Below are 21444 nucleotides of genomic sequence, written 5' to 3'. Positions count from 1 at the left end.
ACGCAGCGTCCATGAACGTGGTGTTCTTGAGCAGTCCCTTCATCCCGGCCCGGGCGGCCGCGCCGCAGTCGACGACAAGCGAGTTGGGGATACAGGCGCGAATCCGTTGGTCGAGCGCACCCCGGGTCGCCAGGTAGCCACCCATCGAGTATCCGATGATGGCCAGCTTGCCGGAATCGACATCGGAGCGCGTGCACAGGTAATCCACCACCGCGCCCACCGGCTTTTCGTAGTCAGGCCGAAAAATCAAGCCCGGGTTGGCCTTCAGCGCGCCCCACTGCCCGGGGCCCTCGAACATCAGGCAGTTCCAGCCATGAGCCCCAGCAGCGGCACCGATCCAGCAATATAGCTCCTCGATGGTGGAATCAAAGCCACCCAGCGCGATCAGCGTGGGACGCTGACCGTCACCTCCTGACACGAAATAGGCTGGCAGCCGGGCTCCTTCGAAATCGATGTCAATGCATTCGCCGGGAGTGTCCATCAACGAGATCATCTGATGAAAGCAGTCCTTGCTGCGCTGCCAGAGCTGGGTGTGCCGAGCGTCGGTGTGCGCGGCGTCGAACACGGCCATGCGGTAGTAGTTGGCTGCCCGCCGGAACGCGTCGCGGGCGTTCACGCGGTTGCCGACCCGCGTTTCGCCGTCGGCGAAGGCGGCAACCCGGTCGGCGGTGGCGGCCCACTGGGTGATCCAGCTTTCGAAGTTGTTGTCCTCGACGCGTCCGATGGTGTCCATGCACTCGCCGTATTCTGCTGCGCCAGCAGACTGTAGTGACAATCCGCGGACGAATTCGAAATTGAACCCGCCCACGGTCTTGTTGGCGAAATCAACCTTCATCGCGTCCCGTTCCTCACCGTTGTGTCGGCTCGTCGCAGCGCGTTGATCCAGCTGTTCACCGCCCGGGAATCGACACGGTACAGCGCGCCGGACGAGACACCCAGATAGCGCTCGATCGCTTCGATGTGCGCCCCGTAGGTGGCCACTATCTCGCTGGTGCGTGGTGCGTCCGGTGAACGGCACGCCACCGCCATCAGTTGGTAGGCGATCGCGTCCTGCAGCGCCTGAACCAGGGTGACGATGATCGCGCCTGCCTGCTCGGGATAGGCGGTGACGAACCGACGCTGATCGACACCCTGACGCACGATCGCCGTCAATAGCGGCGCCAGTCGTTTTGCCACGGCCAACTGAACCCGCAACCGGAAGGCAACATTCTCGGGCGCATACCAAACCGGCAACATCGCCACAAACAGGTTCTGACGAGCGGACTTCCAGCGGATGATCTCGTCGAAGAAGCGTCTCAACTTCTCCTGGGCCGCCAACCTATTGTTCGCAACAATCGGGGCGAGCGCCCGCACCGAGTCGCTGACCAGCCGCTCGGTCAGGGCCTCGATCACCGCCGGCTTGGAATCGAAATAGTGGTAAAAGGCGCCCTTGGAAATCCGCAAATCATCCAGAAGATCCTGGACCGTCAGGCGCTCATAGCCCTTCAACAGGACCAACCGTTGCGCGGAATCCAGGACGGCGTCGCGGCGGGCGGCGTGCTCTGCGACATTAACCGTTCGTGCCATCGACTCCACCAATACTTAGACCGACGGTTGGTTTATTAATCTGATTCTGACTCAGCTCGCCACCGCAGTCAAGACACCGCGGCTTCCAACGATCATCGCGCCCTTACCGGGTGCGTCGTCGTCTAAACGTGGATCTTGCCCTCCGCGGCCAGCAGGCCGATGTCGCTTCGGAAATGACTGCCAGGCAATCGGATTGAGCTCAGAATGTCGTATGCCTGCGTGCGGGCGGCGGCCAGGTCGGCGCCGGTGCCCACCACCGAAAGAACCCGGCCGCCCGACGAGACAATCTCGCCGTCGTCGCGCCGCGCAGTTCCGGCGTGCAGCACCCCATCGGCTTCAGACCCGACCACAACGTCTCCGACCCGGGGGCGTCCCGGATAGTTTTCGGCGGCCAGCACCACCGTCACCGCCGCACCATCACGCCAACGCAGCTCGCCGAAGTCGGCCAGCGCGCCGGTCCCCGCGGCGTACAGTAGCTGCCCGAGCGGCGATTCCAGCAGTGCCAGCACTGCCTGGGTCTCCGGATCGCCGAAGCGGCAATTGAATTCGACCACCGCGGGCCCTTTCGCGGTGATCGCGAGTCCGACGTACAGCAAGCCGCTAAACGGACTTCCACGCCGGACCAGTTCGGCCGCAATGGGTTCGACGATGTGGCTGACCACGTCCTGGCACACGTCGTCGGGAAGCCACGGCACCGGCGCATAGGCGCCCATCCCGCCGGTATTGGGTCCGGCATCGCCGTCGCCAACACGCTTGAAGTCCTGCGCGGGCAACAGCGGCACCACGGTGCGGCCGTCGACGACACAGAACAGCGACACCTCGGGGCCATCCAGATACGACTCCAAGAGCACCGGATGGCCGGCCTCGAGCAGCCCGGCGGCGTGAGCGCGCGCGGCACCGCGGTCCGGAGTCACCACCACGCCCTTACCGGCGGCCAGATGGTCGTCTTTGACCACCCAGGCCGGGTCACCGGCCGGTGGTCCGAACCTGTCCAGCGCTGCATCCAAACGCGCCGGGCTGTCGACGATTTCGCTAGCCGCCGTCCGCACACCGGCCGCGGCCATGACCTCCTTGGCAAAAGCCTTGGAGCCCTCGATGCGGGCAGCGTCCTTACCGGGTCCGAAGCAGACGATGCCGGCGGCGCGGACGGCGTCGGCCACCCCCAATACCAGCGGCACCTCGGGACCGATGACCACCATGGCGGCCCGGACTTCGCGTGCCAGGGCGACGACCTCCTCGCCCGAGGTGATGTCGACGTCGTGCTGCTCGGCCAACCGGGCGGTGCCGGCGTTGCCGGGAGCGATGGCCAACCCTGTCACCTGTGGGTCTTTGCGAAGCGCCAGCAGCAGCGCATGTTCACGGGCACCGGAACCGATCACCAATACGCGCACGACACGTCAGACTAGCCGCGCAAATGCGTCGCGCCTACAGCACCCGCACACGTGGGGAAAGTCGGATAGTCATCAAGGCAGGCTTTTAGACCGAACCTCAGGCCACCGATTCGTCGAATGACTCCACGGCCAACCGCTCGTGCTCACCTTCGCTGCCGTTGGTTGCGGGTCCGCCATGACCGCCGAGAGCCTCGATCAGGTTCTTGACTTTGACTGCTTCATCCTCGGTCGGTATCTCACCGGCTTCCAGGTCGTCCAGCAGGTCCGCGCGCAGTCCGGCTCCGTTGGCGGTCTCCTTTGCCGAGAGTCTGGCGTACAGGCGAGCCACATAGAGTTGCTGGCCCAGCGTGGCCCCGGGCGCCGCCGCGGCGCGTTCCATCAAATCGTCGTAGCACTGACGGGCTTCGCTCAGAGCGACGATGACCCGGGGAGTGAGCCTGTTGCGGGTTGCCGCGTCGGTCAGCGTCTTCCGCAGCTTGCGCAAGCCAGAGAGAATGACCTCGACTCGAGGCCTGAACTCTTCGTCGTCAGCATCGGGCAATGCGTCGATGGCGGTTACGTACATGTGCATCGCCGCTTCGGCCATGCCGACGATGATCGGGGCTTCACCCTCGTCCGGGTTGTCCTTCGCCATACCGCCCTCGACCCTCCTAATGTTTCTCTGCAGACCGGCTGTGGCTCGTCGGCCTCCCGCGCACTAGGCATCAGGCGACAAACACTGGGATTTGAGAATATTCATTGCTGCTGCCGCTGTACAACCGTGAGTTCAGCGGCAGCTGCAAGACCTGCGAACGCAATTCGACTGAGCAACAACGCGTTTCGCACGATAGCGATCGTGTTAGTCAAGAGTGTTTCCCGAGTGTTAGTCGAGAGTATTCCCCGAGTGCATCTTGAGCGCGGCATCCACGTTGGCCTTCTTGTCCTCTGCGGCTCCCTTCGCCGCGGCCTTCTTGCGCTTTGCCACGACGGTGTCGACAGCGCCGTTGAGCGCCGAACCAAGCGGGAACCCGAGATAGTGGGTGAGGAAGACGGCCATCTCCTTCAGTTCGGTCTCAGTGAGTTCCCCGTTGAGCAGCGCGGCGTTGATCTGGATCTCGGCCAGGTCGCGATTTCCGACCGCGGTCACCGCCGTCAGGGTCATGATGCGCTTATCGCGCATCGACAGCCCCGGCCGGGTCCAGATGGTGCCGAACAGGTGATCGACGGTCAGATCGAAGTACGCGTCACCCTCGATGTTGGGCATCTCCCAGCCGTACACCTCGTTCATCTTTTCGAGGCCCTTGCGGCGCCGTTCTTCCATTTACGCCTCTTTCTGTGTGTGCGGTACGCCGAGGCCGGCCGCCAGCCGCTCATATGCCACCTGGGCCAGCGGCAGGTCGACCGACACCGCGTCGCCCAAGGCCAGCGCCAGACTCAGATCCTTCTCCCCCAACCCGCGGGTGTGCAAGAACGGCTGGTACAAGAAGTGGTCTGACTGAAGGTCTTTCATATCGTCGCGAACCATGATCGCCCCCGGCCCGCCGGTGAGCGCATCGGTGTGGCGCACCACCCGGCCCAGCGCCTGCAGATCCAGCCCGGCCGCCTCGGCCAGTTTCATGGCCTCGCACGCGGCGGCGTAAGAGGTGAACGTCAACATGTTGCGGGCCAGCTTCATTCTTGTCCCCGCGCCCGGTTCGCCGGCGTGGATGACCATCGACGCCCACTGCTTGAATGCCGGCTTGATCCGTTCGTACACCTCGCGTTCGGCGCCGACCATGGTGGCGAGTTCGCCCTTCTCGGCGGCACCGGCGCCGCCGCTGACCGGCGCGTCGACGATGTGGATGCCTTGCCGTTTCAGCTCGCCGGCCAGTTCGACGGCGGTGGTGTCGCTGATGGTCGAGTGGATCGCGATGACAGTGCCGGGCTTTGCGTTGGCCGCCAGCTCGCCGACCACCTCTCGCACCTGAGCGTCGTTGAGGACGGTGACGCTGATGACGTCGGCGGCGGCAACGTCGGCCACACTGTCGGCCAGCGTCGCGCCGGCTTCGGCCAGCGGCGTCATCGCTTCGGCCCGGACGTCGTAAACGCTTAGCCCGCCGGGCCAGTCGACCAAACGTTTGGCCATCGGCGCTCCCATATTGCCCAGGCCGATGTATCCGAGCTTCAATTCTTGACTCATGACCGAATTATCTGTCCGCCGTCAACATTGAAAATCTGCCCGGTGATCCACGAAGCCTCGTCGGACAGCAGGAACAGGCACATCCCGACCAGATCCGCAGGCGTTCCCATCCGTGACAGCGGAAGACCCTTGACGATGTCGTCGACCATCTCTTTCGGGGTTGTGGTCCGATTGGCCTCGGTGTCGATGGGGCCGGGAGCGATCGCGTTGATCCGGATGTTGCGGCCCCCCAATTCGCGCGAGAGCTGCTGGGTCAAGCCGTTGATGCCGGTCTTGGCCAGGCCGTAGTAGTTCGAGTACAGCCACGCGGCGGTGGATGACTGGTTGACGATCGCGCCCCCACCGCGCTTGGACATTTTCTTGTACACCGCGCGGGTGCACCACAGTGCGCCATCGAGATTGACGCTCATGAACTTCTTGTAGTACTCGGGGTCGATGGTGAGCAGGAAATCCAGCTTCATGCCCCCGAAGATGGCCGCGTTGTTGACCAGGTAGTCGATGGCGCCGAATTCGGCCAGCGTGCGATCCGCCATCGCCTTGGCCGACTCGGGATCGGAAACGTCGACCGGGATGCTGATCGCCGTGCCACCGTCGGCGACTATCTGCTTGGCGACGCCTTCGGCGGCCTCTGCATTGATATCGGCCACGACAACTGCCGCGCCCTCCCGGGCCAGCGCCTCGGCATACGCCTGACCGATGCCGCCACCAGACCCGGTGACAATGGCGACCTTATTTTCAAACCGCATGTTTTCCTCTCGAGGGTCTCACTGGACTGCTGTGGCAATGATTTTGGCCTCCAGGTACTCCTCGAAGCCGAGAAGGCCCATCTCGCGGCCGTTGCCGGACTGCTTGTAACCACCGAACGGCGCGTCCGCGGAATACCAGACGCCGCCGTTGACGTTGACGGTACCCACCCGCATACGCGAGGCGAACTTCGCGGCCCGTTCCGGGTCGGCGCTGAACACGGTGCCCGACAAGCCATATGGCGAATCGTTGGCGATGCGCAATGCGTCGTCGTCGCCGTCGTGAGCGACCACGGTGAGCACCGGTCCGAAGATTTCCTCGCGGGCCGGTCGGGCATCGTTGGTCAGGCCCGCGATCACGGTGGGCTCGATGAAGAAACCGGCTTCCTTGTTCGCGGGCCGGCCACCGCCGCAGGCGAACGTCCCGCCTTCGGCGATCGCCAGATCGAGGTAGCCCTGCACCCGGTCCCGCTGCCGGGCCGAAATCAAAGGGCCGCAGACGGTGCCGGGTTCGGTGGGATCGCCGGGCTTGATCGACCCCATGGTGCCCGCGGCGATGGCGACGGCCTCGTCATAGCGGGCCCGCGGCACCACCAGCCGGGTCGTGATCGCGCAACCCTGTCCGGCGTGCATGGATGCGGTGAACGCCGAAACCGAACACGCCCCGGCCAGGTCGGTGTCGTCGAGCACGACGAACGCCGATTTGCCGCCCAGCTCCAGAAACACCTTCTTGATCGTCGCGGCGGCGTCGGCCATCACGCTACGGCCAGTGGCCGTCGAGCCGGTGAACGAAACCATGTCTACCCGAGGGTCTTTAGCCAGCATCGCCCCGAGGCTGTGGTCGCTGGAAGTTACGATGTTGACCACTCCGGGCGGAAAGTCGGTGTGTTCGGCGATGATCTCGCCGAGCACCGCGGCACACCATGGCGTGTCCGGCGCGGGCTTCAGCACGACGGTGTTACCCGCGGCCAGCGCGGGCCCCAGCTTGGCGAGATTGATCTGGTGCGGGAAGTTCCACGGCGTGATTGCGCCCACGACTCCCACGGCCTCCCGCGCGATGGTGCGCCGGGTCGGGATTCCCATTGGCGACGCCTGACCGAGATCCTGATTCCACTCGTAAGACTCGGCGGTGTCGGCCGCGAAGCTCAAGTCGGCGACCGGGCCCTCCAATTGGGCAGCGGCGGTGAGCATCCGGGGCGCGCCGACTTCGGCGATGGTGATCTCGCGCAGTTCTTCGGTGTGCGCCTGCATCGCATCGCGCAGCTGCCGCACACACCGCACCCGCAATTCGGTGTTGCGGGACCAGTCCGTGTCGTCGAAGGCGCGCCGCGCGGCATCGATGGCGCGGCCGATGTCGTCGGGGTCGGCGTCGGCGGCGACTCCCAGCACCTCCTCGGTTGCCGGATTGATCGTCGGGAAGGTCCCCGCACTGCCGGGCGACAGTTTGCCGTCGATGAACAGTGCGCTCACGCCGTCGGCCAACAGAGTGCTTTGGGCCATATGTTTCGCTCCCGCCTAGTCATGGCAAATCGAGGGGCCAACCGACCCGCACAAGCCCAGCAAAATAGGTGGACACTTGTCCGATATTGCCGTAACGAACCATATCCCTCGCGTTGCCGTAGGTGCAAGAGCCGATCTCGGCAGCGGGCCATAAGAGCGCCTAAGTACCTGATTAACCAGCATATTTACCGATCATGCTTGCTTATCATCGCCAACATCCGATAGCTTGGACATGTGTCCAGCGATGCACTGGTTACGATCGCATCTCACGCCGAGCGCCAGACCGGAGCACCCTTGCGCAACCGCCGCCAGGAGGAGACCTTCCGCAAGGTGCTCGCCGCGGGCATCGAAACCCTGCGCGAGAAGTCCTACGCCGACCTGACGGTGCGCGCGGTGGCGGCCCGCGCCAAAGTGGCCCCGGCCACCGCGTACACCTACTTCTCGTCGAAGAACCACCTGATCGCCGAGGTCTACCTCGACCTGGTCCGGCACGTCCCCTACTTCACCGACGTGAACGACCCCATGCCCGTGCGGGTGGAACAGGTGTTGCGCCATCTGGCCCTGGTAGTGGCCGACGAACCCGAGGTCAGCGCCGCATGCACGACGGCGTTGCTCAGCGGTGGCGCCGATCCGGCGGTGCGCGCCGCGCGCGATCGGATCGGCGCAGAGATCCACCGACGCATCACGTCTGCCATGGGTCCCAACGCCGACCCCACCGCCGTGTCCGCGCTGGAGATGTCTTTTTTCGGCGCACTCGTTCAGGCCGGCAGCGGCGAACTCACCTACCGCGAGATCGCCGACCGGCTTGCCTATGTGGTCCGGCTCATCCTCACCGGAGCCGGAGAGACAAACCAACCGCTCAGCCCCGAGGTAGGTACCCAGCGATGACCGTGCACGTTGGCGACCACGAGGTGGTCCTGGATCCTTACGATTACGACTTCCACGAAGACCCGTACCCGTACTACAAGAGGCTGCGCGACGAGGCACCGTTGTACCGCAACGAAGAGCTCGGCTTCTGGGCCGTGTCACGGCACCGCGACGTGCATCAGGGATTCCGCAATAGCACAACGCTGTCCAACCGCGACGGGGTTTCACTGGATCCGGCATCGCGGGGACCGCATGCCGCCAAGACCATGTCGTTTCTGGCGATGGACGACCCCGCGCACCTGCGCCTGCGCACCCTGGTGTCAAAAGGATTCACGCCCAGGCGGATTCGTGAGCTGGAGTCGCGGGTAACCGAGATCGCGGTGCAGCACCTCGACGCGATGATGGAAAAGGCAAGCGGCGGAATCCTCGACTACGTCGACGAATTCGCCGGCAAGCTGCCCATGGACGTCATCTCCGAGCTGATGGGCGTCCCCCAGCCGGACCGCGCCCAGCTGCGCGCGTGGGCGGACGGCGTCATGCACCGCGAAGAGGGCGTCACCGACGTGCCGGCGTCGGCGATCGAGGCGTCGATCAACCTCATCGTGTACTACCAGCAGATGATCGCCGAGCGTCGCAAGAAGCCGGCCGATGATCTGACCTCGGCGCTGCTGGATGCCGAGATCGACGGCGACCGGCTCACCGACGAGGAAATCCTCGGGTTCATGTTCCTGATGGTGATCGCCGGCAACGAGACCACCACCAAACTCCTTGCCAATGCCGCCTATTGGGGCTACAAGAATCCCGACCAACTGGCCCCGGTCTACGCCGATCTGTCTCGGGTGCCGCTGTGGGTCGAGGAAACCCTGCGATATGACACGTCCAGCCAGATCCTGGCCCGCACCGTGTCCGGGGAGCTCACGCTCTACGACACCACCCTCCCCGAGGGCGACATCCTGTTGCTGCTGCCCGGTTCGGCCCATCGCGACGAGCGAGCCTTTGACAATGCTGACGACTTCCTCATCGGCCGCGAAATCGGGCCCAAATTACTGAGTTTCGGCAGCGGCGCACACTTCTGCCTGGGAGCGCATCTGGCTCGGATGGAAGCCCGGGTGGCGCTCACCGAACTGTTCAAGCGAATCCGCGGCTACGAGGTCGACGAGGCCAACGCCGTCCGCGTCCACTCCAGTAATGTCCGAGGGTTCGCCCACCTGCCGATCAGCGTGGAGGTGTCCTGAATGCCCCGCTTCGAACCACATCCTGCGCGCAGGCCCGCGATCGTCGCCGGCGCATCATCGGGTATCGGAGCGGCCACCGCCGTCGAGCTTGCCGCCCATGGTTTTCCGGTGGCACTGGGCGCACGACGCGTCGACAAGTGCCAGGAGATCGCCGAGAAGATCCGCGCCGACGGAGGCGAGGCGATCGCGCTGCCGCTCGATGTCACCGACGCCGAATCGGTCAAAGGATTCGTGCACCAGGCCACCGAGCAGCTCGGCGACATCGAGGTCATGGTCGCCGGGGCCGGCGATACCTATTTCGGACGATTGCACGAAATCGACACTGCGGCTTTCGAATCGCAAATCCAGATCCACCTGATCGGGGCCAACCGGCTGACCAATGCGGTGCTACCGGGCATGGTCGAGCGTCAACGCGGCGACCTCATTTTCGTGGGTTCCGATGTCGCGCTGCGCCAGCGCCCGCACATGGGTGCCTACGGTGCCGCGAAGGCGGCGTTGGTGGCGATGGTCACCAACCTGCAGATGGAGCTGGAGGGCACCGGCGTGCGCGCCTCGATCGTGCATCCCGGCCCCACCAAGACCGCGATGGGCTGGAGTCTGCCCGCCGAGGCGATCGGACCGGCGCTGGAGGATTGGGCGAAGTGGGGTCAGGCGCGCCATGACTACTTCTTACGGCCCTCCGATCTCGCCCGGGCGATCACGTTCGTTGCCGAGACGCCCAGGGGCGGCTTCGTGGTCAACATGGAACTGCAGCCCGAGGCGCCTTTGACGACGACAAAAGAACGTCAGCAACTCAAACTCGATGAGAAAGCCACGGATTCATGACAACCGCCATCGTGCCGCGGGTTTCCGGCGGCGAAGAAGAGCACGGTCATCTGGAAGAATTCCGCACCGACCCGATCGCGCTGATGCAGCGGGTCCGCGACGAGTGCGGGGACGTCGGCTGGTTCCAGTTGGCCGACAAGCACGTCATCCTGCTGTCCGGCGCCGAAGCCAACGAATTCTTCTTCCGTTCCGCCGATGAGGATCTCGACCAGGCCGAGGCGTATCCCTTCATGACGCCGATCTTCGGCAAGGGGGTGGTGTTCGACGCCAGCCCCGAACGGCGCGCCGAGATGCTGCACAATACCGCGCTGCGGGGCGAGCACATGAAGGGTCACGCGGCGACCATCGAGAACGAAGTCCGGAAAATGATCGCCAACTGGGGCGACGAAGGCGAGATCGAACTGCTCGACTTCTTCGCCGAGTTGACCATCTACACCTCGACTGCGTGCCTGATCGGGGTGAAGTTCCGCAATCAGCTCGACCATCGCTTCGCCGAGTACTACCACCTGTTGGAGCGAGGCACCGATCCGCTGTGCTACGTCGATGCCTACCTGGACATCGAGAGCTTCCGGGTCCGGGATCAGGCGCGCGTCGGCCTGGTCGAGCTGGTACAGGGCGTGATGAACCAGCGCATCGCCAACCCCCCCAAGGACAAGAGCGACCGCGACATGCTGGACGTGCTGGTGTCGATCAAGGACGAGGACGGCAATCCCCGCTTCTCCGCCGACGAGATCACCGGCATGTTCATCTCGCTGATGTTCGCCGGGCACCACACCAGTTCGGGCACCTCGTCGTGGACGTTGATCGAGCTGATCCGCCACCGCGACGTCTATGCGCAGGTGGTCAAGGAACTCGACGAGCTCTACGCCGACGGCCAGGCGGTGAGTTTCCATGCGCTGCGGCAGATTCCGAAGCTGGACAACGTTCTCAAGGAGACCCTGCGCCTGCATCCACCGCTGATCATCCTGATGCGGGTGGCCCAGGGCGAATTCGAGGTTGCGGACTACCCGATTCACAAAGGCGACTTCGTCGCGGCTTCCCCGGCGATCTCCAACCGGATTCCCGAGGACTTCCCGAATCCGAACTCCTTCGACCCGGACCGCTACGAAAAGCCGCGGCAAGAAGATCTGGTCAACCGATGGACCTGGATCCCGTTCGGCGCCGGCAGGCACCGCTGCGTCGGAGCCGCGTTCGCGCAGATGCAGATCAAGGCGATCTTCTCGGTTCTGTTGCGCGAGTACGAGTTCGAGATGGCGCAGCCCGCCGACAGCTACCACAACGACCACTCCAAGATGGTCGTGCAGCTGGCCCGGCCCGCCAAGGTGCGCTACCGCAAGCGCAGCGCGTAAGGATTAAGACTCATGGGCTCACAAGGATTCAGGATCGAGGCGGATCTGGATTTGTGCCAGGGCCACGCCATGTGCGAACTCGAGGCGCCCGACTACTTTCGGGTGCCCAAGCGGGGCAAGGTCGAGATCATCGACCCCGAACCGCCCGAAGATGCCCGCGACGAGGTCCAGCGGGCGGTCGAATCCTGCCCTACCCGAGCACTATCCATCAAAGAAGACAAGGGAGACTGACTTATCATGTCGCAGTCGTCACACTCACGCGAGGACCTAGAGGCATGGGTCGACCGCTGGCTGGAGGCCAACCGCGAGGCGGAGCGCGCCGGCGACTGGAAGCCGCTGGCCGACTTCTACGCCGACGACGCCACCTACGGCTGGAACATCGGACCCAAGGAAGATGTGATGTGCGTCGGCATCGACGAGATCCGCGACATCGCGTTGGGCCTGGAGATGGAGGGTCTGGAGAACTGGGTGTACGAGTACCAAAAGGTGCTCATCGACGATAAGCAGGGGGAGATCGTCGGCTTCTGGAAGCAGATCGTCAACAAGTCCGACGGCACCCAGGACGAGATCTACGGCATCGGCGGCAGCTGGTTCCGCCTCAACGCCGACGGCAAGATCGAGTGGCAGCGCGACTTCTTCGACTTCGGTCACGTCTCGAAGATGTTCGCGACCCTCATCGAATCCGGTGATCTTAGTCCCGGCATGCAGCGCCGTATCGAACGCAGCCTGGCCGGCGAGAGGCTGCCAGGCTACTACCCGCTGGGGCAGGCCCCGGCACCCATTTGGTGATTCCCCGGCACCTGTTGTCGCTCCCCTGTTGTTTACTGCGTGGTGACGCAGGTCATAATGGTCCCCGAACGAGAACACGTTCTAAATTTCCGTCCGGCCCCGGCCGGCCCCTTTCGCCGAGCACTCGGGTCAGGGCTTGCTAGTGGAGGTTGTTCATGAAGACAAAAGGCGCACTGATCTGGGAGTTCAACCAGCCGTGGTCCATCGAGGAAATCGAGATCGGCGACCCGCAAGCCCACGAGGTCAAGATCCAGATGGAAGCGGCGGGCATGTGCCACTCCGACCATCACCTGGTCACCGGCGGCATCCCGATGGCCGGCTTCCCGGTGCTCGGCGGACACGAGGGTGCGGGGATCGTCACCGAGGTTGGGCCGGGCGTGGAAGACATCGCCCCGGGCGACCACGTCGTGCTGTCGTTCATCCCGTCCTGCGGGACGTGTCCCACATGTCAGGCGGGCCTGCGCAATCTGTGTGATCTGGGGGCCGGGCTGCTGGGCGGAGCCGCGGTATCCGATGGCACGTTCCGCATCCAGGCCCGCGGCCAAAACGTCTTCCCCATGACGCTGCTGGGCACGTTCTCGCCGTACATGGTCGTGCACCGCAGCTCGGTGGTGAAGATCGACCCGTCTATCCCGTTCGAGGTGGCCGCGCTGGTTGGCTGCGGCGTCACCACCGGCTACGGTTCGGCGGTCCGCACCGCCGACATCCGGCCGGGCCAAGACGTCGCCATCGTCGGTGTCGGCGGGGTGGGCATGGCGGCGCTGCAGGGTGCCGTCAACGCCGGCGCCCGCTACATCTTCGCGATCGACCCGGTCGAGTGGAAGCGCGATCAGGCCCTGAAGTTCGGCGCCACCCACGTCTACCCCGACATCAACGCCGCCCTGATGGGCATGGCCGAGGTCACCTACGGACTGATGGCCCACAAAGTGGTGGTCACAGTCGGCGAGCTGCACGGCGCCGACGTCGACAGCTACCTGAACATCACCCAAAAGGGCGGCACCTGCGTGCTGACCGCCATCGGCAGCCTGCTGGACACCAATGTGACCCTGAACCTGGCGATGTTGACCCTGATGCAGAAGAACCTGCAGGGCACCATCTTCGGCGGCGGCAACCCGCAGTACGACATCCCCCAACTGTTGTCGATGTACAAGGCCGGCAAGCTCAACCTGGACGACATGATCACCCGCCAGTACCGGCTCGAGCAGATCAACGACGGCTACCAGGACATGCTGGATGGCAAGAACATTCGCGGCGTGATCCGCTATACGGACGCCGATCGGTAAGAGGTGCGCCGTCCTGGCCAGCTTCCCGCATCTGTTGGCGCCGGGGCGAATCGGCGCCATGACGGTGCGCAACCGGATGGTCATGTCTCCCATGGAGACGATGTACGGCACCCGCGACGGGCTGCCGTCACAGCGCACCCGCGACTACTTCGCCGCCCGCGCCAAGGGCGGCGTGGGCCTGATCACGTTGGGCGCCACGGGAGTCGACCACCATCACCCCGAGACTCCCGGTGGTTTGCACCTGGCCACCGATGAAGCCGTCGACGCGCACCGGGCGCTGGTGGAGGTGGTGCACGAACACGGGGCCAAGATCCAACCCCAGATCGTGCACGCCGGGCCCGACGGCCTGGGACCGGAGATCTTCGGTGTCACGTCGCTGGGGCCGTCGGTGATCCCCTCCTACCTCACCGGGCGTCCGTCGGCCGAAATCACCAAGCAGCAGCTGACCGAGGTGTTCGACCTGTTCAAGGCCGCGGTGCGGCGCGCCGCCGAGGCCGGGTACGACGGCATCGAGTTGCACGCCGCGCACGGCTACATGCTGCTGGGCTCTTTCCTTGCTCCACAACGCAATCGGCGCACCGATGACTATCGGGGCGACTCGGCACGCGGAAGGGTGCAGGTGGTGCTACAGGCGCTGGCCGCGATTCGCTCCGAGGTCGGCGACGCCCTGCCGATAACGTTGCGCCTCTCCGGTTACGAACGGGTCGCCGGAGGAAGGCCGATCTACGAAACCGCGAGGATCGCACCCGAACTGGTGGCCGCCGGCGCGAACGCGTTCCACGTCAGCGGCGGCGTGATCGATCGGCTCGTCACCGGGATGGTCAACGGTGCCAACGACGGTGACGAAGTCAACGTGGGCGCCGCGGCCGCGGTCAAGCAGGCGGTGGACGTGCCGGTAATCGCCGTCGGCCGGATCCACGACCCGGTTCGGGCCGAACGGATCCTGGCCGAGGGGCGCGCCGATTTCATCGCGATGGGACGTCCGCTGCTGGCCGACCCCGATCTGCCGCGCAAACTGCTTTCCGGCCAAGCGCACCGGGTGCGCAGGTGCATCTCCTGTGAAAACTGCATTGACGCAATGGAACAGCGCTTCTCCGTCGATTGCGCCGTAAACCCGCGCACCGGCAAGGAGCGTGAACTGGCCGCGCCTCGTGCCGACCGCGCCAAGCGTGTGGTGGTGATCGGCGGTGGACCGGCCGGCCTGGAGGCCGCCCGTGTTGCCGCCCAACGCGGCCACCGTGTCACGCTTTTCGAGCGCAGTGGCCAACTGGGCGGGGCCCTGCGCTGGGCGTCGGTTCTGCATCCGGAGAACCACCCGTTCCTGCGGTACCTGCGCGACGAGATCAAACTCAGCACAACCAAAGTCCATCTGGGCCAGACCGTTTCGGCGGACGACGTGGTCGAGGCCGCACCCGACGCGGTGGTGGTGGCCACCGGTGGCCACGTCGCGGTGCCGGCCATTCCCGGCGCCGACCTGCCGCACGTGCACACCGGGCCCGGGCTGCGCGAATTGCTCGGCGGCCATGCCGAATCCACCGACCCGGCCTGGCAGCGGCTGGGCGCTTCGCTGCTGGCCGGCTGGCGGCAGCGGCTGGTACGCCCCGCCGCGGTCCGGCTCGCCACCCGGGCGTGGATGCCGGTCGGTCGGCGCGTCGCCATCATCGGCGGCGACCTGGTCGCCCTCGAGCTCGCCGAATTCCTGGCGGGCCGCGGCCGGCTCGTGTCAATACTCGAGGCAGGCAAGGACATCGCCCCGGAAGTGGGCAACAAGCGCAAGACCGAGCACATGGATCGCCTCGACCGGCTTGGCGTCACCGTGCACGTCCGGGCGGCCGTCGAGCGCATTACGCCCCGGTCCGTGGTGTTCACGCCCGCCGGTGGCACCTCACGGCAACTGGACGCCGACGGCGTCGTCATCGCCGGAACGGTCGAACCCGACACCAGCCTGTTCGACGCCCTGGTCGCCGCGATGCCCGGCGCCGATGTGCACGCCGCCGGCGACTGCAGCGGCCTTGGTCTAATCCGCAAAGCCACCGAAGAGGGCGCACGCGCCGCGTGCGCGATCTAGAGACAGGAGAAACACATGACCGAAACCACAGAATCTCAGGCATCTCAGGAATCTCAGGCCTCCCCGGCATTGACCGCGTCGCAATCCTCGTGGCGGTGCGTGCAAGCACACGATCGGGAGGGCTGGCTGGCGCTGATGGCCGACGACGTCGTCGTCGAGGACCCGATCGGCAAGTCCGTCACAAACCCCGACGGTGACGGCGTCAAAGGCAAGGAAGGCGTCGCCGCCTTCTATGACAACAACATCGCGGCCAACCAGCTGACCATCACCTGCGAGGAGACCTTTCCGTCCAGTTCGCCCGACGAGATCGCTCATATCCTGTTGCTGCACAGCAAGTTCGAGGGCGGGTTCACCAGCACGGTGCGCGGGGTGTTCACCTACAAGGTCAACGATGCGGGGCTGATCACCAACATGCGCGGGTATTGGAACCTCGACGTCATGAAATTCGGCAAGGAGGAATGAGCCGGTCAGCCGATGCGCCCGAGTCCGGTGATGTTGCCCTGCATGATCTTGTGGTCCAGCAGGACCATCGTGGGAGTTTGCAGCGGATCGCTGAGGATGGTGGCCGATTTCGGTTGCTCCCACAACGTTTTCCCGGTGTTGGGGTCGATGACGGCGTAGGCGAAGACGTCTAGCGGTGAGGTTTGGTAGAACCCGATCCGGGTGATGGTGTAGAGCAAGCTGTCCGCGGTCGACAGGTGCGGTAGTGCCGCGCTGCGAACGTTGTTCTCCCACACGGTGTGACAGCCGGGGTTGTCGACGTCCACCCGGGTCATCCCGCCGACGAACGGCGCCTTGGCCGGAACCGCCGGGGGCGCGCCCGCGGGAACCGCCGGATACGGGTACCCGTAGGTGCTGGAGACGAACACCGAGTTCCCGATCCCGATCGGCGCGTTCTCGCTGCCTGGCCCGCCCTGGGTCAAAACCGGTTGTTCGCATATTAATTGGCCGGTCCCTGACTGGTAGACCAGCGCGTGCACCTGGGGGCTGGCGTTGTCCACGATCGTCAGATAATCGGCCCCGGTGGCCGGGCCGAAGTAGACGGGGGTGGAGCCGGTGCCCCAACTCAGTTGTCCGGGCTTGCGGGCGGGCCCGCGGTCATAGGCTGCGCGCCAAAGGATTTGCGGGTTGCCGGCGATGTTGAGGTTCAGCTCGTAGAGGGCAAAGGTGGTGGCGACCGCGACGCGACTGCTTGGCGCCGACGAGATGCTGTTGGCCACTTGTTCACCGGCGGGCAGCTGCAGCGTGGTAACGCCGCCGCCGGGCTTGACCACCCCCACGACGCCGTTGCCGGTGGCGAACCAGACGTTGCCCGCATAGTCGGGGACCAGGCCCACGGAGTTGTCGCCGGACGGTATCGCGCCGGACAGGTCGGTGGACTCGGTGACGATCAGCTTCCAACAGCCTTGCCCGTCCATGGCGTGCGAGACGCGCAGCAGGTGGTTGGTTCCATCGATCATGACCAACTGGTTGTTGTTGTCCAGATAGGCGTAGACGCCGCCAAGCAGGCTGCCCTTGGCCACTTGCAGGCTGGCCAGCGGGATGACGCGCGGAACCAGGCCGCCGGGATCGATCAGGAAGATGGTCGGGGTCTGGCCGATGTCGGTGGTGCAGAGCGCCAACACCAGGCCGTCGGTGCCCTGCATGATCGTCGGGCAGGCCGCCAGCAGCGTGTACCCGAAGATCGCATTCAGGTGTGCGCCGGGTCCGGGAAGTGGTCCCGCGTCCGACGATTCGGCGTCGTTGTGCAGCGATGCAAGGCCCAACGGCGCCATGAACGGGTTGGGCGGCGCCAGCGGCCCCCACGCCCTGGCCGCCCGCGCGGTTGAGGGGACAACTCCCGGGATAACCGGCGGGATCATGGCCACGGCGCAGGCGGCCAGCAATGCCACCGGAAACCGCCGCACAATTTCCCCCTTAAGGCCCCTTCGGAGTGAATTGGGTCACAAGAATTTTCCCGGGGCCGTGGAACGAAGTTGCAACACCGCGCTAACGATTCGGCTTCGAGGCGGCGCGGTGGCAACCGCGACCATGGCGCCAATTTCGACGAACCTATGCTGGGCCCATGGCGTCGATCTTCACCAAGATCATCAACCGTGAACTCCCCGGCCGCTTCGTCTACGAGGACGACGACATCGTCGCGTTCCTGACGATTGAGCCGATGACACAAGGACACACGCTGGTGGTGCCACGAGCCGAGATCGATCAGTGGCAGAACGTCGACGGCGTGACGTTCGCCCGCATCATGGCCGTGAGTCAGCTGATCGGCAAGGCCGTGTGCAAGGCGTTCAAAACCGAGCGGGCGGGCGTGATCATCGCGGGGCTGGAGGTGCCCCATTTGCACGTCCACGTATTTCCGACCCGCAGGCTGAGCGACTTCGGGTTCGCCAACGTCGACCGCAACCCGTCACCGCAATCCCTCGACGAGGCGCAAGCCAAGATCAAGGCGGCCCTGGCTCAGCTGGCGTGAGCCGGCTCGGGCGCCGGCACATCGCTCACGCGGGGCAGTGTGACCCGGAAGCAGCACCCCTCGCCGAGCTCGGTCGTCACGCCGACATCGCCTCCGTGGGCGCGCACCAGCGAGTCGACGATGGACAGCCCCAGTCCGGTGCCGCCGCTGGAGCGCGCCCGCGACGCGTCGGTGCGATAGAACCGCTCGAACACCCGCGACGCATCCTGCTGACTCATCCCGGGACCCTCGTCGACAACTTCAAGCACCGCGTCGTCGCCATCGGTGCCGACCCGCACGGTGACGTCGGCGCTCGACGGGGTGTGCTGTAAGGCATTCGCGACGAGGTTGCTCAACACCTGCCGAATCCGCGGTTCGTCACCGAGCACCTCCGGGGTGCCGGGACCGTCGAAGACCTCCATGGTGATGATGCGCTTGGGGTCGATCGCCTCCGCGTCATGCACGGCATCGCTGGCCAGCGCCAGCAAGTCCACTCGATGGTGCTCCAGCGGTCGTTGCACGTCCAGCCGGGCCAGCAGCAGCAAGTCGTCGACCAGCAGGCCCATCCGGCTGGCTTCGCTTTCGATCCGCGACAGCAGCTTGGACACGTCGCGGGCAGCCCCCTGGCGGTACAGTTCCGCGAAGCCGCGGATGGTCGTCAGCGGGGTGCGCAGTTCGTGGCTGGCGTCGGTGATGAACCGTCGCATCCGGTCCTCGGAACTGCGGGCCTTCTCGGCCGAAGACTCCGAAGAAGCCATCGCGTGCTGGATTTGGGCGAGCATTCCGTTGAGCGCCAACGTAAGTTGGCCCACCTCGGTTCGGGGATCACGTTCGGGAACCCGGCGATCCAGTTGGCCCGCGGCGATCGCGGCCGCGGTTTGTTCGACCTCTGTCAGCGGCCGCAGGCTGCGGTGCACCACCGCGAAGCTGGCGATCCCGACCACGACCAGCACCGCCACCCCGATCCCGATCTGCAACCAGACCAGCCAGCTGAGCGTGTGCTGGACGTCGGACAGATCGATCGCGACGGTTGTCAACCCATGCGGACCGCGCACCGACACCGCTCGCCACTGGATATTGGAGCCGTTGACCGAGGGCAGCGTCGTCGGATTGGGACCCACGTCGTTGTCGGGCGGCAGCGCCGGTTCGCCGTTGCGGTCGTTGATGGCGGTAAACGGGGTGCCGTCGGTGCCCACACCCCGCACATAGAACTTCGACGGCGGCCGACCGGCGTCCGGGCCTTCATAGGGCGGCGGCGACTGCCGCCGCGGGGCCTGCGCCCAGCTGCGGGACGCGTCAAGCAGCGTCTGGTCGATCCGGCTGATCAGGCTGTGACGCAGGATCGAGGTGACAGCGACCCCCGAGACCGCCAGGCCGCAGGCCACCAGCGCCAGCGTGGCGGCGACCAAACCCACCCGCAGTGGTAATCCGCGTCGAACCTGATTGGCCATTTCCATACTCTTCGCTAGCGCTCGCTACTTCGCCGAATGCCTGAGCGTGTGCTCAGCGCGGCTCCCGCAGCACATAGCCCACCCCACGCAAGGTGTGCAGCAGCCGCTTGTCCCCGGTGTCGATCTTGCGACGCAGATACGACACGTAGGACTCGACGACATTGACGTCACCCCCGAAGTCGTAGCGCCAGACATGGTCGAGGATCTTCGGCTTGCTCAGCACCGTGCCCGCGTTGATCACAAAGTAGCGCAGCAGCGTGAATTCGGTCGGCGACAGCGATACCGGTTCCCCGGCCTTCCACACTTCGTGGGTCTCTTCGTCAAGTTCGATATCGGCGAACGTGAGGCGGGCATTGCGGGGCTCCGCTCCGCCCTTGCCGGCGCGGCGCAATATGACCCGCAGCCGGGCGACGACCTCCTCCAGGCTGAACGGTTTCGTCACGTAGTCGTCGCCGCCCAGCGTCAGGCCCGCGATCTTGTCCTGCAGGGAGTCGCGGGCCGTCAGGAACAACGCCGGGGCGTCGATGCCGTCGGCCCGCAACCGCCGCAGCACCCCGAAGCCGTCCATCCCGGGCATCATCACGTCGAGGATCACCGCGTCGGGGCGGGCATCACGGGCTCGGTCCAGGGCCTGCGCTCCGTTGGTCGCGGTGTAGACCTCAAAACCCTGGAACTTGAGGCTCACTGAGAGCAGCTCGACGATGTTGGCCTCGTCGTCGATCACGAGGACGCGAGCCTCTGGTTTGGTTTCGCTTGGGGTTGCCGCTGTCATGAGGTCACTTCCGTCGTTCGATTTTAACGCCGTTGTTTTGAACGTTGCCTTCCAAGTTATTGTGTGATTCCTGGAAGCTCCATGCCAACCAACTGCTAACAGCCTGGCAGGATTCATTGCGTCGGCTTGGAACCGTACGGGTTTGTCGGGGCCGTCGCGAATAGACTCTTGAGCATGAACTTCGCTAAAAGCATCGTGTCGCTGGCGACCGCTCCCGCGCGGGCCGGGCTTGCCGCCGCCGATGCGAGCTTGAACGTCGCTTCGGTGGCGGTGGGCGTGGCGAAGCGAGCGCTGGGTGAGGCCCGGGGCGACTCCGGGACGAACGCGGTGGCCTCCATGCTGGGGATTGACGACGCGGTCATGCGCGCCAACCGGTTGGCCAAGCTGCTGGACGACGACGCGCCGCTGGGGCGCGCCGTGGCGCCCGACGGGCCGATCGACCGGTTGCTGCGCCCGGGTGGGGTGGTCGACCTGCTCACCTCCGAGGGCGGTTTGCTCGATCGGCTGACCGCGGACGGCGGCGGGCTGCAGCGGACGCTGCAGCCCGATGGACTGGTCGATCAGCTGCTTGCCGAAGACGGGCTGATAGAGCGGGTGTTGTCCGAGGACGGGCTGGCTCAGCGACTACTCGCTGAAGGTGGACTGGTCGACAAGCTGACCGCCAGGAATGGTCCGCTGGACCAGCTGGCCGACGTCGCCGACACCCTGGCTCGACTCACACCCGGGATGGAGGCGCTGGAGCCCGCCATCTCGACCCTGCAAGACGCCGTCATCTCGCTCACCATGGTGGTCAACCCGCTGAGCAGCATTGCCGACCGCATCCCGCTGCCGGGCTGGCGCCCCGGACGGCGCCCATCGTCACGTCCGGCGCGTTCCCAGCGCATCATCGAAGGCGACGAATGACCCGTTAGGCTTGCACCCGATTTACCCGGCCTCCTTAGCTCAGTGGTAGAGCACTCGCCTTGTAAGCGAAAGGTCGTCAGTTCAATCCTGACAGG

22 protein-coding genes are annotated in these 21444 nt (G+C 65.3%); 11 read left to right on the top strand and 11 right to left on the bottom strand.

Annotated elements, in window-relative coordinates; genetic code table 11:
* From ACLP4W_RS23595 to ACLP4W_RS23560, 8 genes are all read right to left on the bottom strand, one after another.
* Positions 1-835: alpha/beta hydrolase family protein (locus tag ACLP4W_RS23595; RefSeq protein ID WP_442389817.1), on the bottom strand; the 835-nt coding region annotated here is incomplete at its 3' end.
* Complete coding sequence (locus tag ACLP4W_RS23590; RefSeq protein WP_442389816.1) at positions 832-1566, bottom strand: TetR/AcrR family transcriptional regulator; 735 nt, start codon at positions 1564-1566, stop codon at positions 832-834. The genes ACLP4W_RS23595 and ACLP4W_RS23590, both read right to left, overlap by 4 nt.
* Positions 1567-1688: 122 nt before the next feature.
* A complete protein-coding gene (purD, locus tag ACLP4W_RS23585) occupies positions 1689-2957 on the bottom strand; it encodes a phosphoribosylamine--glycine ligase (RefSeq protein ID WP_442389815.1) in 1269 nt (422 codons plus the stop codon).
* A gap of 97 nt (positions 2958-3054) precedes the next feature.
* The gene (locus ACLP4W_RS23580; protein ID WP_442389814.1) at positions 3055-3591 is read right to left on the bottom strand and encodes an XRE family transcriptional regulator; all 537 of its coding nucleotides are present in this window, start codon (positions 3589-3591) and stop codon (positions 3055-3057) included.
* A 228-nt stretch (positions 3592-3819) separates the two neighbouring features.
* Complete coding sequence (locus ACLP4W_RS23575; RefSeq protein ID WP_442389813.1) at positions 3820-4257, bottom strand: carboxymuconolactone decarboxylase family protein; 438 nt, start codon at positions 4255-4257, stop codon at positions 3820-3822.
* Positions 4258-5115: an NAD(P)-dependent oxidoreductase gene (locus tag ACLP4W_RS23570; protein WP_442389812.1), complete on the bottom strand. Its 858-nt coding sequence runs from the start codon at positions 5113-5115 to the stop codon at positions 4258-4260. It lies immediately after the preceding gene.
* Positions 5112-5861, bottom strand: coding sequence for an SDR family oxidoreductase (locus ACLP4W_RS23565; protein ID WP_442389811.1), 750 nt, complete (start codon positions 5859-5861; stop codon positions 5112-5114). The genes ACLP4W_RS23570 and ACLP4W_RS23565 overlap by 4 nt, the downstream gene beginning before the upstream one ends.
* 18 nt (positions 5862-5879) lie before the next feature.
* Positions 5880-7358, bottom strand: coding sequence for an aldehyde dehydrogenase (locus ACLP4W_RS23560; protein WP_442389810.1), 1479 nt, complete (start codon positions 7356-7358; stop codon positions 5880-5882).
* A gap of 234 nt (positions 7359-7592) precedes the next feature.
* On the opposite strand from ACLP4W_RS23560, the gene ACLP4W_RS23555 reads away from it, so the two are divergent.
* The 9 genes from ACLP4W_RS23555 to ACLP4W_RS23515 all read left to right on the top strand — a co-directional run bounded on the left by ACLP4W_RS23555 (position 7593) and on the right by ACLP4W_RS23515 (position 16236).
* Positions 7593-8246, top strand: a complete 654-nt coding sequence (locus ACLP4W_RS23555; protein ID WP_442389809.1) for a TetR family transcriptional regulator — start codon at positions 7593-7595, stop codon at positions 8244-8246.
* Complete coding sequence (locus ACLP4W_RS23550; protein ID WP_442389808.1) at positions 8243-9460, top strand: cytochrome P450; 1218 nt, start codon at positions 8243-8245, stop codon at positions 9458-9460. The genes ACLP4W_RS23555 and ACLP4W_RS23550 overlap by 4 nt, the downstream gene beginning before the upstream one ends.
* A complete protein-coding gene (locus tag ACLP4W_RS23545; RefSeq protein ID WP_442389807.1) occupies positions 9461-10285 on the top strand; it encodes an SDR family oxidoreductase in 825 nt (274 codons plus the stop codon).
* Positions 10282-11634, top strand: coding sequence for a cytochrome P450 (locus ACLP4W_RS23540; protein ID WP_442389806.1), 1353 nt, complete (start codon positions 10282-10284; stop codon positions 11632-11634). The genes ACLP4W_RS23545 and ACLP4W_RS23540 overlap by 4 nt, the downstream gene beginning before the upstream one ends.
* Positions 11635-11646: 12 nt before the next feature.
* Positions 11647-11865: a ferredoxin gene (locus tag ACLP4W_RS23535; protein WP_442389805.1), complete on the top strand. Its 219-nt coding sequence runs from the start codon at positions 11647-11649 to the stop codon at positions 11863-11865.
* Positions 11866-11871: 6 nt separating this feature from the next.
* The gene (locus ACLP4W_RS23530; protein WP_442389804.1) at positions 11872-12423 is read left to right on the top strand and encodes a nuclear transport factor 2 family protein; all 552 of its coding nucleotides are present in this window, start codon (positions 11872-11874) and stop codon (positions 12421-12423) included.
* Between the two features lie 155 nt (positions 12424-12578).
* Entirely contained in the window at positions 12579-13706 is a 1128-nt protein-coding gene (locus ACLP4W_RS23525; RefSeq protein ID WP_442389803.1) for an NDMA-dependent alcohol dehydrogenase, read from the top strand.
* A 34-nt stretch (positions 13707-13740) separates the two neighbouring features.
* Positions 13741-15774: an FAD-dependent oxidoreductase gene (locus ACLP4W_RS23520; protein ID WP_442389802.1), complete on the top strand. Its 2034-nt coding sequence runs from the start codon at positions 13741-13743 to the stop codon at positions 15772-15774.
* Between the two features lie 15 nt (positions 15775-15789).
* A complete protein-coding gene (locus ACLP4W_RS23515) occupies positions 15790-16236 on the top strand; it encodes a ketosteroid isomerase family protein (RefSeq protein WP_442389801.1) in 447 nt (148 codons plus the stop codon).
* A 5-nt stretch (positions 16237-16241) separates the two neighbouring features.
* On the opposite strand, the gene ACLP4W_RS23510 is transcribed toward ACLP4W_RS23515, so the two are convergent.
* Positions 16242-17636, bottom strand: a complete 1395-nt coding sequence (locus tag ACLP4W_RS23510; protein ID WP_442389818.1) for a hypothetical protein — start codon at positions 17634-17636, stop codon at positions 16242-16244.
* A gap of 203 nt (positions 17637-17839) precedes the next feature.
* On the opposite strand from ACLP4W_RS23510, the gene ACLP4W_RS23505 reads away from it, so the two are divergent.
* Positions 17840-18244: an HIT family protein gene (locus tag ACLP4W_RS23505; protein ID WP_442389800.1), complete on the top strand. Its 405-nt coding sequence runs from the start codon at positions 17840-17842 to the stop codon at positions 18242-18244.
* Here ACLP4W_RS23505 and ACLP4W_RS23500 read toward each other — a convergent pair.
* Together ACLP4W_RS23500 and phoP are read right to left on the bottom strand one after the other, a co-directional pair.
* On the bottom strand, positions 18232-19674 hold the full coding sequence (locus ACLP4W_RS23500; RefSeq protein WP_442389799.1) for a sensor histidine kinase: 1443 nt from the start codon (positions 19672-19674) through the stop codon (positions 18232-18234). The genes ACLP4W_RS23505 and ACLP4W_RS23500 overlap by 13 nt on opposite strands.
* 52 nt (positions 19675-19726) lie before the next feature.
* On the bottom strand, positions 19727-20446 hold the full coding sequence (gene phoP, locus ACLP4W_RS23495; RefSeq protein ID WP_442389798.1) for a two-component system response regulator PhoP: 720 nt from the start codon (positions 20444-20446) through the stop codon (positions 19727-19729).
* 174 nt (positions 20447-20620) lie between these two features.
* On the opposite strand from phoP, the gene ACLP4W_RS23490 reads away from it, so the two are divergent.
* Positions 20621-21349 carry a hypothetical protein gene (locus tag ACLP4W_RS23490; protein WP_442389797.1) on the top strand — a complete coding sequence of 243 codons (729 nt, stop codon included), beginning with the start codon at positions 20621-20623 and terminating at the stop codon, positions 21347-21349.
* Positions 21350-21444 lie beyond the last annotated feature (95 nt).

The organism is Mycobacterium sp. (genome assembly GCF_052145595.1).
In the GTDB taxonomy this organism is placed as follows: Bacteria; Actinomycetota; Actinomycetes; order Mycobacteriales; family Mycobacteriaceae; genus Mycobacterium.
The sequence above is the reverse complement of the archived record's forward strand: the minus strand, read 5'-3'. Positions and strand labels throughout refer to the sequence as shown.

Bases quoted from the DNA above. Each gene is read 5' to 3' on its own strand.
- ACLP4W_RS23590 (WP_442389816.1), bottom strand. From the start codon at position 1,566: ATGGCACGAACGGTTAATGTCGCAGAGCACGCCGCCCGCCGCGACGCC.
- ACLP4W_RS23580 (WP_442389814.1), bottom strand. From the start codon at position 3,591: ATGGCGAAGGACAACCCGGACGAGGGTGAAGCCCCGATCATCGTCGGC.
- ACLP4W_RS23575 (WP_442389813.1), bottom strand. From the start codon at position 4,257: ATGGAAGAACGGCGCCGCAAGGGCCTCGAAAAGATGAACGAGGTGTAC.
- ACLP4W_RS23570 (WP_442389812.1), bottom strand. From the start codon at position 5,115: ATGAGTCAAGAATTGAAGCTCGGATACATCGGCCTGGGCAATATGGGA.
- ACLP4W_RS23565 (WP_442389811.1), bottom strand. From the start codon at position 5,861: ATGCGGTTTGAAAATAAGGTCGCCATTGTCACCGGGTCTGGTGGCGGC.
- ACLP4W_RS23560 (WP_442389810.1), bottom strand. From the start codon at position 7,358: ATGGCCCAAAGCACTCTGTTGGCCGACGGCGTGAGCGCACTGTTCATC.
- ACLP4W_RS23550 (WP_442389808.1), top strand. From the start codon at position 8,243: ATGACCGTGCACGTTGGCGACCACGAGGTGGTCCTGGATCCTTACGAT.
- ACLP4W_RS23545 (WP_442389807.1), top strand. From the start codon at position 9,461: ATGCCCCGCTTCGAACCACATCCTGCGCGCAGGCCCGCGATCGTCGCC.
- ACLP4W_RS23540 (WP_442389806.1), top strand. From the start codon at position 10,282: ATGACAACCGCCATCGTGCCGCGGGTTTCCGGCGGCGAAGAAGAGCAC.
- ACLP4W_RS23535 (WP_442389805.1), top strand. From the start codon at position 11,647: ATGGGCTCACAAGGATTCAGGATCGAGGCGGATCTGGATTTGTGCCAG.
- ACLP4W_RS23530 (WP_442389804.1), top strand. From the start codon at position 11,872: ATGTCGCAGTCGTCACACTCACGCGAGGACCTAGAGGCATGGGTCGAC.
- ACLP4W_RS23525 (WP_442389803.1), top strand. From the start codon at position 12,579: ATGAAGACAAAAGGCGCACTGATCTGGGAGTTCAACCAGCCGTGGTCC.
- ACLP4W_RS23515 (WP_442389801.1), top strand. From the start codon at position 15,790: ATGACCGAAACCACAGAATCTCAGGCATCTCAGGAATCTCAGGCCTCC.
- ACLP4W_RS23510 (WP_442389818.1), bottom strand. From the start codon at position 17,636: ATGATCCCGCCGGTTATCCCGGGAGTTGTCCCCTCAACCGCGCGGGCG.
- ACLP4W_RS23505 (WP_442389800.1), top strand. From the start codon at position 17,840: ATGGCGTCGATCTTCACCAAGATCATCAACCGTGAACTCCCCGGCCGC.
- ACLP4W_RS23500 (WP_442389799.1), bottom strand. From the start codon at position 19,674: ATGGCCAATCAGGTTCGACGCGGATTACCACTGCGGGTGGGTTTGGTC.
- phoP (WP_442389798.1), bottom strand. From the start codon at position 20,446: ATGACAGCGGCAACCCCAAGCGAAACCAAACCAGAGGCTCGCGTCCTC.
- ACLP4W_RS23490 (WP_442389797.1), top strand. From the start codon at position 20,621: ATGAACTTCGCTAAAAGCATCGTGTCGCTGGCGACCGCTCCCGCGCGG.